Here is a 12590-nt window from a genome sequence, read left to right as displayed (position 1 = left end):
CACGCCCTGCAGGATGCGCGCCGCCGGTTGATCCTATTTATCATGATAAATAGAATGAACCTGATGCTAGAGTTGATCAAAATTGGTGTCAATCAGGCAAAATTCCGTACCCGCGCCGGCACGGATCGTCGACGATGACGCGGCGCGCAGTCAGACAAAGGAGTCGTAAAGATGGTCATGGACCGAGCCAGGGCGGGCCTCGCGGTCGAAATCAAGCAGCCGAAGCGGGCCGATCTCGTCGCCGAGGAGATCAAGCGGCTGATCACCGAGAAGGACCTGAAGCCGGGCGATCGCCTGCCGCGCGAAGCCGAGCTGCAGCAGCTCTATGCTGTGAGCAAGAGTACGATCCGCGAGGCGCTGAAGTCGCTCGAGGTGCAGGGGCTGATCAAGGTCACGACGGGGCCGTCGGGCGGCGGGATGGTCGTCGAGGTGCCGCTCGACCGCACGCTGCAGCTCCTGCAGAACTACCTGTTCTTCAAGGACGTGACGATCGACGACATCTACACCGTGCGCAAGCTGCTCGAACCCGAGCTGGCGGCCGGTGCCGTGCCGCATCTGAGCGAGCGCGACTTCGCGGCGCTGGAGGCGAACATCGCGTGCTGCGACGGCGCATCGGGCGTGCACGACCGCGGGCACATGCTGCGCCAGCGCCAGGAGGACACGACATTCCACGACATCCTCGCGGCCGCGAACCCGAACCCGTTCCTGCGCTTCAGCTGCGAGCTGATCAACGAGATGATCCGGCAACTGATCGAGTTCCGGAACGATACGCCGCTCGTGGAGCACAAGCGCTTCGGCGAAGCGAACGTGTCGATCCACAAGGCGATCCTGCAGGCCGCGCGCGAGCGCGACACCGAGCGCGTCCGGGCGCTGATGGTCGAGCACATGACCGAGGCGCCCAAGCATGTGAAGCGGATGAAGGGCAAGCTGCGCGGGCGGTTGATCCTCGATTCCGAGATCCGCCGGCGGGCCGCCGCGCCCGTTGCGGGATCCGATGCGGGCGCAACGGATCCCGACGAGGATTGATTGCCGGCGAGCGCGGCGTCGGCTCGACGCCGCGTGCTTCGCAGCGCACGGGAAGTATCCGCCACGCCGCAACTGCCGACACTGTGCGTGGCCGTGGCGGCCAGCCGCCGCGAGCGGCGCAGGTAACGGCGCATGCGCGTCGCGACTCGCCCGTGCGGGCGCAGCATCGTACGTACGCTCAAGCGTACCCCGTCGTCCCCTTCGTCTCCAGATACTCGACCAAGCCGAACTCCGCATACTCGCGGCCGTTGCCCGAGCGCTTGTAGCCGCCGAACGGCGCGGCCGGGTTCCATGCCGGGTAGTTGATGTGGACGTTGCCCACCCGCAACCGCGCCGCCACCCTGCGCGCACGCTCGATATCCTTCGACTGCACGTACGCCGCGAGCCCGTAGACCGAATCGTTCGCGAGCGCGACGGCTTCTTCTTCGGTCCGGTAGGTCATGATCGACAGCACCGGTCCGAAGATCTCCTCGCGCGCGATCGTCATCGCCGGCGTGACGTTCGAGAAAACCGTCGGCCGCACGTAGAACCCGTCGCCGAGCCCGTCCGGCCGCCCCGGCCCGCCGGCGACGAGCGTCGCACCCTCTTCGATCCCGAGCCGGATGAAGTGCTGGATGCGGTCGAACTGCGTGCGGCTGACCACCGGCCCGATGCCGGTTTCCGGTGAACGCGGATCGCCGACGACCGTACGCTCCGCCTCCCGCCGCGCCGCTTGCTCGGCAAGCGCGAGATGGTCGGCGTGCACGAGCATGCGCGTCGGCGCATTGCATGACTGGCCACTGTTGCTGAAACAGCTGCGCGCGCCGCGCATGACCGCATCCTCGATATCGGCGTCGGGCAGGATCAGGTTCGGGCTCTTGCTGCCGAGCTCCTGGTGCACGCGCTTCACGGTGTCGGCGGCCGCCTTCGCGACTTCGACGCCCGCGCGCGTCGACCCGGTAAACGACACCATGTCGACATCCGGATGCCGCGACAGCGCGTCCCCCACGTCATGCCCGTAACCATGCACGAGATTGAACACGCCGGGCGGCACGCCGGCCTCGTGCAGGATCTCCGCGAACAGGATCGCGCTGAACGGCGCGATCTCGCTCGGCTTGAGCACCATCGTGCAGCCGGCCGCGAGCGCCGGCGCGACCTTGCACACGATCTGGTTGATCGGCCAGTTCCACGGCGTGATCAGCGCGCATACGCCGATCGGCTCGTGCGACACCAGCAGCGAATCGGTCTGCGTGCTGAAGCGGAACGACTGCAACGCGCGGATCGTCTGCTCGAGGTGCGCGGTGCCGACCGCGGCCTGCGCCGCGCGCGCAAATGCAATCGGCGCGCCCATCTCCTGGCTGATCGTCTGCGCGACCTCCTCATGGCGGCGTTGGTAAATGTCGAGCACGCGCCGCAGCAGCGCGACGCGCTCGTCCACCGGCCAGCGCGAATACGTGTCGAAGGCCTGCTTCGCCGCGCCGACCGCGCGATCGACGTCGGCCGTGCCGCCGATCCTGAGCTGCGCATACGGCCGTGCCGTGCTCGGGTCGATCACGTCGATCGGCTTCGCATCGGCCGGGTCGAGCCACTGGCCATCGATATAGGACTGTCGTGACGTTCTCATCGAATTCTCCTGGAATGAAGGACGCCGCGCTCAGCGCGTCGCCCGCGCATAGGTGTCGACGAGGATGTCGCGAATCTTCGCGACGAACCACACGATCTCGTCGCGCGACATCACGAGCGGCGGCGAGAACTGCACGATCGGCGTGCCTTCGTGATCGACGCCCGCGCGGCACAGCAGCCCTGCGTCGAAGATCGCGGGTGCGAGCAGCGTCGACACGAATGCCTGCGCGCTGATGCCGGCCACCCAGCGGCGCGCGGCCTTGTCGGTCACGAGTTCGAGCGAGTAGTGGTAGCCGTCGCCGCGCACGTCGCCGACGCACGGCAGTTCGAGCAGGCCGTCGAGCGCCTGGCGGAACACGGCCTCATTGCTGCGGACGCTCTCCAGTACGCCTTCGCGCTCCATGATCGCGAGGTTCGCGAGCGCGGCCGTGCACGCGACCGGGTGGCCGCCGTAGGTCGCGCCGTGCAGGAACATCTGCTGCGGGCCGTCGAGCACCGTGTCGACCACCGCGTCGCTCGCGATCACGCCGCCGAGCGGCACGTAGCCCGATGCGATGCCTTTCGCGAACGTGATGATGTCCGGCTTCAGCCCGTAACGCGCGGAGCCGAAATATTCCCCGAGCCGACCGAACCCGCAGATCACTTCATCGGCCACCAGCAGCACGCCGTGCCGGTCGCAGATGTCGCGCAACCCGGCCGCGTAACCGGCCGGCGGCGTCAGGCTGCCGCCCGCATTCTGCAGCGGCTCGACGACGATCGCGGCGACGGTATCCGGCCCCTCCTGCACGATCAGCGATTCGATCTCGTCGAGCAGGTGACGCGTGAACTCCGCTTCCGTCTCGCCCATCGGGCGGCCGTAGCGCTTCGTGTTGCCCACGTGCCGCACGCCCGACATCAGCGGCTCGAAATGCTTGCGGAAGTTCGTCATCCCGTTCAGCGCGAGCGCGCCGAACGACGTGCCGTGATACGCGACCCGCCGCGCGATGAACTTGCGCCGCTGCGGCTCGCCGCGCGACTGGTGATACTGGCGCACCAGCTTGATCGCCGATTCGTTCGACTCCGAGCCGCTCGACGTGAAGAACACGCGGTTCAGCCCCTCCGGCGCGAGCGCGGCGAGCTTGTGCGCAAGCTTGATCGCCGGCTCGTGGCCCACACCCCAGTTGGTCGCGAACGGCAACCGCACCATCTGCTCGCGGATCGCGTCGCCGATTTCCGCGCCGTGGCTGTAGCCGACCTGCACGCAGTACAACCCCGCCAGCCCGTCGAAGTAGCGCTTGCCGTTGCGATCGACGAGCCAGCAGCCTTCGCCGCGGTCGAACACGGTGAGCGCGTTGTCGCGATACGCATCGGCATGCGTGAAATGCATCAGCAGGTGGCGTTTGCCGATGGCCTGCAGGTCCGCATCGAGATTGACGTCAACAGCGTTCATGGATGATTCCTCCTTCAGGGTTTCAGAGCCGGCGGCCGGCGGTCGGCCGCCGGTCATTCAATTCATCGACAGCGTCGGCGCCGGGCGCGTGAAGCCGCGCGTCAGCCACACGAGCTGGCAGAGTCCGAGCACGAGCCAGCCGATGCCGACGTAGAACGTCTGGCGCGACAGGCCCGACCAGAGCCACACGTTCATCGCGAAGCCGATCGCCGGCATCACGCCGAACGTGATCCAGCCCGCGAAGCGGCGATGCTCGGGGCGGCACAGATAGCTGCGCATCACGCACAGGTTCACGACCGCGAACGCGACGAGCGCACCGAAGCTGATCATTGTCGACGCGAGGTCGAGCGTGATGAACAATGCCGACAGCGACACGATGCCGACCGCGAGCGTCGCGCGCACCGGCGTACGCAGCCGCGCATGCAGATGGCCGAATACGCGTTCGGGCAGCACCCGGTCGCGGCCCATCGCGAACAGCACGCGCGTCACGCTTGCCTGGCCCGCCATCGCGCTCGCGAAGCAGCCGGCCACGTACACCGCGACGAAGAACGCCGACAGCGTGCCGCCGCCGATGCGCCGCATCAGTTCGAGGCTGGCCGAATCGAGATCCTTGAATGCGTGCCAGTCGGGAAACACCACTTGCCCGACGTAGGCGACCAGCATGAACAGCACGCCGCTCGCCAGCGTGCAGAGCAGGATCGCGCGCGGCACGGTACGCTTCGGCTCACGCGTTTCCTCCGACAGCGTGGTGACCGCATCGAAACCGAGGAACGACAGGCACAGGATCGCGGAGCCGGCGAAGATCGCGCGCGCATCGCCCGACGACGGCAGCGCGACGGCCATCGACAGCCCTTCTCCCGATGCGACTCGCGCGGATGCGATGAAGAAGATCGCGATGAACACGAACTGGCTCGCGATCAGGATCAGGTTCACGCGATTGACGAGCCGGATGCCGACGATGTTCAGCCCGGTGATCAGCACGATGCTGCCGACGATCCACACGCTGGCCGGCACGCCGGGGAAAATCTGCTTCATGTAGATGCCGATCGCGAGGTAGCTGATCATCGGGATGAACAGGTAGTCCATCAGTAACGCCCAGCCGACCATGAAGCCGGCCGACGTGCCGAAGTTGCGGCTCGCGAACGTGTAGGCCGACCCGGCGCTCGGCATCAGCCGCGCCATGTGGCCGTAGCTACGCGCGGTGAACAGCATCGCGACCAGCGTGACTGCGTACGCGGCCGTCAGATGCCCGTTCGTCTCGCTCGTGACGATCCCGTAGGTCGTGAATACCGTCATCGGCAGCATGTACGCGAGGCCGAAGATCACCAGCGTCGCGAGCCCGAGCAGGTGCGGCTTGCGGCGTTCGTCCGCGTCGCCTCGCATCGCGTGCGCGCCGAAGTCATGCGTCGCGGCGGCTAATGCATATCGACCTGGGCTGTCGTTGTCCATGCTGTCCTCACGTGGGTGGCGTTCACGGCTTCAACACTCGTTCGCCCGGCATGGCCGGCGGCGCACGACTGGGAGAAAGTGTGGTGCGCCAAAAAATCGGCCACGAATGAGAAAAGCGGACGTAATCGGGGGATATTTCCGGACACATCGCCGCGTGTCGCGCCGACGAGCCATGCATGCTGCTGTGCGGCACTGGCGTTTTGCGGACATTCCGGCTATGTTCTACGCGACCCGTCGCCCCGTCAGCACCATGAACAGCCGCTCCCATCCCGACCAGAGCCGGGCCGAACGCAGCCTGCGTTCGTCGCTCGGCCTCGCGCGCCCGGCCGGGCGCCAGGAGGACATTCCCGCCACCGTCCACGCGATCGCGGTCGCGCTGGACGAGTGCCGCGTGCGGCATATCGACGGCGCCGCGCTGCTCGAAGGCACGGGGCTCGGCGCGGAAGAAGTCGCGTCGCCGAACCTGCACGTGAATCGCGGCCAGGAGCAGCGCTGCTTCCACAACCTGCTGCAGCGCAGCGGCGTGCCGTCGATCGGGCTGTCGATCGGTGCGCGGCTGCACGTGTCGACGCTCGGCCTCGCTGGCTATGCAATGCTGATCAGCGGCTCGGTGATGCAGGCATTCCGGTGCATGGGCCAGTTTCCGCTGTTCATGGGGCTGTATTTCGATGTGCGTATCGATGCGCATGCGGACGGCATGAGCGTGACGATCAGCCGCTACAACGGCGAGCCCGATCTCGAGGTGTTCCAGGTCGACATGTGCCTGTCGAGCCTGCGGCTGATCGTGTCCGATCTCGTCGGCAAGCCCGTCTGGCCCGAGCAGGTGCAGCTCGCGCGCCGCACGCCGCGCAACGCGGCCGACTACACGCGCCACTTCGGCTGCAAGGTCACGTTCAATGCATCCGACAACCGGCTCGTGTTCACGTCGGTGAACGGCACGGAGAGGCCGCTGCTCGCGAACGAAGTCAGCTTCAATGCGCTGCACGGCCAGTGCGAGGCACTCGAACGGCAGTGGGCCGCGTCGGTCGGCACGCGCTTCGCCGATCGCGCGAAGGAGCTGATGGCGCGCGATCTCGCGCGCTTCAAGTCGATGACGTCGCTCGCGGATGCACTGCACCTGACCGAGCGCACGCTGCGCCGGCGGCTCGACAAGGACGGCCTCACGTTTCAGTCGCTGCTCGACGACGTGCGCCGCGACGAAGCGGTGCGGATGCTCGACGATCCCGCGCTGACGGTCGCCGCCATCGCGGAACGTCTCGGCTACAGCGAGCCGCGCAGTTTCCGTCATGCGTATCGACGCTGGACCGGCAGGACGCCGCGCGCCGATCAGGATGCTGACGCGTAACGCGCAATCGACGCCCGCTCGGCAGACCTGCAGCAGAAGCCTTCCCGACGCACGTCGGCAAGCCGGTTTCATCGCCGACATCGACACTTCGCGCACACGCCGTTCATGGCCGGCGCCTGAACGGCGTCGCGCTCGACATGGCTGCAGTCATCCGAGTCTTCTCGCGTAGAATGCCCGCAACAATCAAATCAAGCATCAAGCCGAGCGGGCCGCCCTTCCATTCCACTCGCACCGGCGCAACGCGAACACGACAACACGAACAAGACCCGCGGCATCCACCGGCGGCGCCGACCCGACCGGGCGTGTGCCGCCACGACGATCGCCCGCCGACGACGCCACCATGAGCAAACCGATCCTGTACCTCCTCGCCGGCAACGGCAGCGCGGCCGACTGGTGGGACGATGCACTGCCCCACTTCCGGCATTACCGGCCCGTGCCGCTGGAACTGCCGGGCTTCGGCGACAACCCGGCGCCGCCCTGCGAGGATCTCGCCGCGTATGCGCAAGCGCTGCTGGACCTGACCGAGGCGGGCCACGCGATCATGGCGGTCGGCGTGAATGCACTGCTGGTGCTGCACGCATTGCAGCGACGCCCCGGCCACTTCAGCCGCAGCGTGCTGCTCGCGCCCGTCGGTGCGTTCCTGTGGGAACGGCGCCTGCCGAAACTGATGGCGCCGAAGCCGCTGCGCAAGACCATCCACTGGCTGCTCGCGCACTACCCGACGCTGTTCGCCCGCAAGTTCTCGAACCTGACCTGGACGCGCGCACAATACCGCCGCATGGGCGCCGGCTATGCGCGCTGCCGTGCGTTCCTGCCGCACTGGGATCTCGTGCGCGCCGATACCGCGCTGCCGCTGCTCGAGTGGGTCGCCGACCGCATCGAACTCGTGTGGGGTGACCAGGACAACGTGCTCGGCGTGCGCCAGGCCGCCGCGTGGTCGGCCATCCTCGCACGCGCCGACCTCACCGTCACGCTGCAGGCCGGCTGGGGACACTATCCGTGGATCGACACACCGGCGGCATTCGTGCACTGGCTCGAAGCGGGCGGTGCCGGCTTCGTCGCGCATACCAAGGGCGGGCGCCTCGCACTGGCCACGATGGCCGGCCTGCCCGTGCCGCCCGCGCTGTCGCTGACCCGCGCCGACGATCCGCGCCTTCCCGGTTTTCTCGCGAGCCAGCCCGACGCCGAGTGGGCGATCCGCTCGTCGAGCCACGGCGAAGACCAGGCCGATGCGGCCAACGCCGGCCTGCATACGACGTTCCTGCGCGTACCGGCAGCGCAGGCGGCCGCGCGCGTGGCCGAGCTGCTCGATGGCGGCCTCGAGGAAGCGGTCGTGCAGCGCTTCATCACGCCCGTGCTGTCCGGCATTGCGTTCGTGCGCCATCTGGCAGTCGAAGTCGAATGGGTGGAAGGCCACCTCGAAACGCTCGCCGACGGGCAGGCCAGCCCGCAACGCGCGATCCTGTCGCGGCTCGGCGAACCCTGGCAGCGCGGCACGTTCCCGACCGCACACGGCTTGAGCGCGACGCAGCTGTGGGCCTTCCTGCAGCGCGTGCTGCGCGCGTTCCACTACGTGCCGGGCGACGTCGAATGGGCGTGGGACGGCAAGCAGCTGTGGCTGCTGCAGTACCGTCCGATCAGCAGCTACGGCTGGCACCGGCACCTGACCGCCGCGAACATCGCCGAGATCCTGCCGCCGCAGCCGAGCCGGCTGGTCGAGTATGCGCAACGACGCGCGGCCGGCAGCATCCCGGCGATCATGGCGCGCTGGGATGCACGCGTACTGCAGGACAACGAACCATTTACCGCACTCTATGGCGGCGCGTCGTACATCAACAACGACCTGTTCCTCGCCCGCCTCGCCGACTGGGGCGTGTCGGCCGGCAACTACAGCGGCGAGATCGGCGGCGCGACACCGCCGCTGCGCTGGCGCCCGCTGCGGCTGCTGCGTTCGCTGCCGGTGTTCTGGCGCATGCTGCGTGTCGCGCGCGGGCACCTGCCGACGCTCGAGCGCGGCTTGCAGCGCTTCGACCAGGAACTCGCGACGCTCGTCGAGCGACGCGCCGACGGCCAGCAACTGGCCGACTGGTTCACGCGCTTCTACGTGTTCGTCGTGCAGGGCAACCTGTGCATCGCGTCGTCGCTGGCCAGCAGCGGCGGCGCACTGTGGGGCCGTCCGCCGACCGCATACGGCCAGCTCGACGACAGCCCGCACCGGCTGCCGTGGGAAACCGATCCGGGCACCGCACGGCCCGCGCCCACCCGCCTGCCGCTGCAGGCGTTTCCCGACTGGCCGCTGCCGGTACGCGTGCTCCATACGCTCGGCGCGCCCGGCATGCGCGGCTGGTATCTTCAGGTGCGCGAGTGGTATCGCGACAACCTGATGCGCGTGTTCTTCCGCCTGCATCATGCGATGCCGGCCGCCGATCGCGACACGTGGTTCGCGCCCCATCCCGATCGCCGCGAACGCAACGGCAGCTTCTGGCAGGACGGCGGCGAAGGCACCGACGAGGCAGCCGGCTTCATGATCTATCCGGGCCACACGCAAGGCGTGCTCGGCCACGACATCCTGCTGGAAGACACACTCGACCCGGGCCGGCACGCGCAGTACCAGGCCGCGCGCGCCGTGATCGCGCGCATGGGCGGCCGGCTGTCGCACGGCGCGACGCTGCTGCGCGAGCTGCGCAAGCCGTCGGCCGTGCTGCCGCGCGTCGATGCAGCGTGGATCGGGCGCGAGGTGCGGCTCAGCGACGGCCAGCTGACGCTCGTCGAATGAACGCGATGCGGTTGCCGCGCACCCGAGCACGGGCCCGGGCCTGAACTGCTGGTCAGCGTACCGGCGTGCGGACGACTCCGTCGACCTTCAGCGTGCGCCGGTCGTGCGCGGCTTCGTATTCGACCGTCTGCGCGGGCGTGACGGCGCCGTACGAACGGCCGTTCACATAGACGGTGCCGTCCCGCAGCTCGACCCGGTCGCCGTTGACCGTCGCGGTGGCACGTTCGCCCTGCAGCACCGCGCCCGAACAACCTGCAGTCGAAAAACTGCGGACCGACGTGCCCGGCATCGCGGCGATCCCGCCCTGGTCCGCCGCATGCGCCGCGCTGCACGGCGGCGCATCCATGCTGCCGGCAGCGTGGACCGCGCCGGCGCTGATGCCGCATCCGGCAAGCAACGCAATCGTCATCGGCTTCAGATGGTTCATGGTGAGCTCCATTGTCCGCCGCCGCGGATCGATGACCGGCCGACGCCCGTGCTCGCATGGCAGGCCGGCCGGCCGGCCGGATGCATCCAGTATGCGTCCGGTTCGCGGCATTCCGCCATCGTCGCCGGTACCGCTCATCGCCGCCCTGGTTCGCTCCGACACCGGCCTTTGGAAGCACCTCCCGCGGGGCAACCCGTCCCCATGAAGATCCACCTTGATCAAGTTGCGACCCGCAACTATTATTGATTGCGATCCGCAACCTTTCCGGACCCGCAATGGACCTCATCGACGCTCCCGCCAAGCCCCGCGAAGCCACGATCCTCGAGCTGCGCGACTTCTCCCGCAAACTGGTTCGCGAGCTCGGCTTCATGCGTGCGACGCTGGCCGACAGCGACTGGGCGCCTTCGGCCGTCCACGCGATCCTCGAGATCGGGATGGCGCCCGGCATCAACGCCCGCGATCTGGGCAACATCCTGCGGCTGGACAAATCGAACACGAGCCGGCAACTCGCGCGACTCGAGGCCGCCGGTGTCGTCGAGCGGCGCGTGTCGAGCGACGATGCACGCGCGATCGAGCTGTACCTGACCGCCGACGGGAAAAAGCTCCAGAAAAGAATCGATACGTTCGCGACGGACCAGGTATCGAATGCGCTGCGCCGCATGGTGCCTGCCGACCAGCAGGCACTGCTGCGCTCGCTCGCGCTGTATGCCGATGCGCTCGCGCAGGACAACGCCGCGAAAGCGCCCGTCGCAACACTCGATGCGCCGGCGATCCGCGAAGGTTACCAACCGGGCTGCATCGGCGATATCGCGAGCCTTCACGCGCGCTTTTATTCGGAACACTGGGGCTTCGGCGCGTTTTTCGAAAAGCGGGTGGCGACCGAGCTGGCCGAGTTCGTGGGGGCGCTGCCGGCCGACGGCAAGGCGCTTTGGCTATGCCAGGAAGACGGGCGGACCCTCGCGTCGCTCGCGATCGACGGCGACCCGGCAACCGGCGTCGCGCACCTGCGCTGGTTCATCGTGAACGATGCGCTGCGCGGGTCGGGCATCGGGCGCCGGCTCATGACGGAAGCCATGCGCTTCGTCGACGCGCAGCGGTTTCGCGAAACCTACCTGTGGACGTTCAAGGGGCTGGACTCGGCACGCCATCTGTACGAGTCGTTCGGCTTCGCGTTGACCAGCGAATCCGCGGGCACGCATTGGGGAACCGAGGTGGTCGAGCAGCGCTTCAGCCGACCGGGGCCGTCGGGCGATTGAGGGTCAGCAAGCGTCGAAGTAGCGGGCGTCGGACGACGTGCAGGGTCGCGCGCCCGTTCTACTTCGAACACCGCAGGACTGCGCCGGGCAGTATGCGGTGGGCAAGTTCACGGCTCCACGCGACTCGCGAGGAATTCGAAGAGCAAGGCGACCGGCCGGCCAGTCCCGCCTTTCGTCGTGCCGCTTCGCCATGCGGTGCCTGCGATATCGAGATGCGCCCACGAATATGCCTGCGCGAAACGTGACGGAGAACGGGCCGCGGTAATACTGCCCGCCACGGGTCCGCCAATATTCGCCAGACCGACGAAATTCGATTTCAGCTGCTCGCCGCCCTCGTTCGGCACGTCGCCTCATAACGATTCGACGATTCATTGGTTCCCTCGATCACGCGGCGCTCGTATCGTCCACGATTCATCCGACTTATCGGCCGATGGCAGCATGGCTGATCGTCGGCGAAATGACAATGCGGAATATTGCGTTGGTTTCAAGCCACTTCGAGTCTGGCGTTTTTTGTAATGGCATACTCAAGCTGAGACGCTGCGCAGAGGCGTTGTTACTTCCAGAGGTGTGGCGGCGCAAATAATGTGCGCCTCCTCATGTGCTGTTTTCGTGCACGCTTTCGTGCCTTGACGCCCCTCGTCCAGGAATCAGTTTCAGATGAATTACAGTTCACCGATCAGTGGCGCCCCCACAGGATGCGATGTCGACGAACGCACGCGCTCGCGCGCGGCGTGGTTGACAAGTGAATTCCGCACGAGCTATGCGTGGCTGAAGTCGAAACTGCAAAGACGTGTCGGCTCGCCGGCCGACGCGGAAGATCTCGCATCGTCGTCGTTCGCCGAACTTGCGGATGTGCAGGACGTGACAGCCGTGCGCGATGCGCGGGCCTTTCTGACGGTCATCGCACAGCGCCTCACCTACGAAATGTGGCGGCGCCGCGACCTGGAACGCTCGTACCTTGAATCGCTCGCCCATCGGGAAGAAGCAGTCGCGCCGTCGGCAGAAAGCCTCGCGGAAGTCACGCAGGCACTCCTGCTCGTGGATCAGGCGTTGAACGGCCTGTCATCTAACGCAAAAAGCGCCTTCGTCATGAGTCAGATAGACGGCCTCACGCACGCCGAAATCGCCGAGCGGCTCGGCGTGTCGGCGAGCATGGTGCGGAAATATATCGCGCAGGCGTTGACTCAGTGCTATCTGATGACGTGAACCGGCTGCACCAGCGTCGGTGCTCGGCTGCCGGCTGGCATCCTCCGATGCCGATCGTTGTCGCGAATACGTCT

Annotated in this window: 9 protein-coding genes and 1 pseudogene; 5 read left to right on the top strand and 5 right to left on the bottom strand. The window is 67.2% G+C overall.

Annotated elements, in window-relative coordinates:
- Nucleotides 1-171: 171 nt before the first annotated feature.
- The gene (locus tag FFS49_RS20570) at nucleotides 172-1026 is read left to right on the top strand and encodes an FCD domain-containing protein (protein WP_039355135.1); all 855 of its coding nucleotides are present in this window, start codon (nucleotides 172-174) and stop codon (nucleotides 1024-1026) included.
- A gap of 178 nt (nucleotides 1027-1204) precedes the next feature.
- Here FFS49_RS20570 and FFS49_RS20565 read toward each other — a convergent pair whose 3' ends face one another.
- The 3 genes from FFS49_RS20565 to FFS49_RS20555 are packed head-to-tail and all read right to left on the bottom strand — an operon-like array spanning nucleotide 1205 to nucleotide 5506.
- A complete protein-coding gene (locus FFS49_RS20565; RefSeq protein ID WP_105818456.1) occupies nucleotides 1205-2629 on the bottom strand; it encodes an aldehyde dehydrogenase family protein in 1425 nt (474 codons plus the stop codon).
- 30 nt (nucleotides 2630-2659) lie between these two features.
- On the bottom strand, nucleotides 2660-4057 hold the full coding sequence (locus FFS49_RS20560) for an aspartate aminotransferase family protein (RefSeq protein WP_105818455.1): 1398 nt from the start codon (nucleotides 4055-4057) through the stop codon (nucleotides 2660-2662).
- 57 nt (nucleotides 4058-4114) lie between these two features.
- Complete coding sequence (locus FFS49_RS20555; protein WP_105818454.1) at nucleotides 4115-5506, bottom strand: APC family permease; 1392 nt, start codon at nucleotides 5504-5506, stop codon at nucleotides 4115-4117.
- A gap of 250 nt (nucleotides 5507-5756) precedes the next feature.
- Between FFS49_RS20555 and FFS49_RS20550 the strand changes: the two genes are divergently transcribed.
- Nucleotides 5757-6851 carry an AraC family transcriptional regulator gene (locus FFS49_RS20550; protein ID WP_105818527.1) on the top strand — a complete coding sequence of 365 codons (1095 nt, stop codon included), beginning with the start codon at nucleotides 5757-5759 and terminating at the stop codon, nucleotides 6849-6851.
- A gap of 340 nt (nucleotides 6852-7191) precedes the next feature.
- Nucleotides 7192-9627, top strand: a complete 2436-nt coding sequence (locus FFS49_RS20545) for a PEP-utilizing enzyme (RefSeq protein ID WP_171026798.1) — start codon at nucleotides 7192-7194, stop codon at nucleotides 9625-9627.
- Nucleotides 9628-9679: 52 nt separating this feature from the next.
- On the opposite strand, the gene FFS49_RS20540 is transcribed toward FFS49_RS20545, so the two are convergent.
- Nucleotides 9680-10054: a sugar ABC transporter ATPase gene (locus FFS49_RS20540; protein ID WP_071335775.1), complete on the bottom strand. Its 375-nt coding sequence runs from the start codon at nucleotides 10052-10054 to the stop codon at nucleotides 9680-9682.
- Nucleotides 10055-10329: 275 nt separating this feature from the next.
- Between FFS49_RS20540 and FFS49_RS20535 the strand changes: the two genes are divergently transcribed.
- A complete protein-coding gene (locus FFS49_RS20535; RefSeq protein ID WP_105818453.1) occupies nucleotides 10330-11310 on the top strand; it encodes a helix-turn-helix domain-containing GNAT family N-acetyltransferase in 981 nt (326 codons plus the stop codon).
- Between the two features lie 107 nt (nucleotides 11311-11417).
- Here the strand turns inward: FFS49_RS20535 and FFS49_RS20530 are convergent.
- A pseudogene (locus FFS49_RS20530) lies at nucleotides 11418-11636 on the bottom strand (leucyl aminopeptidase); the annotation flags it as partial.
- Nucleotides 11637-11967: 331 nt separating this feature from the next.
- Between FFS49_RS20530 and FFS49_RS20525 the strand changes: the two are divergent.
- A complete protein-coding gene (locus FFS49_RS20525; protein ID WP_105818451.1) occupies nucleotides 11968-12516 on the top strand; it encodes a sigma-70 family RNA polymerase sigma factor in 549 nt (182 codons plus the stop codon).
- Nucleotides 12517-12590: the final 74 nt, after the last annotated feature.

This window comes from Burkholderia sp. 4NA327C6, assembly GCF_005502655.1.
Taxonomy (GTDB): Bacteria; Pseudomonadota; Gammaproteobacteria; order Burkholderiales; family Burkholderiaceae; genus Burkholderia; species Burkholderia contaminans.
This window is presented reverse-complemented; position numbering and strand designations above follow the sequence as displayed.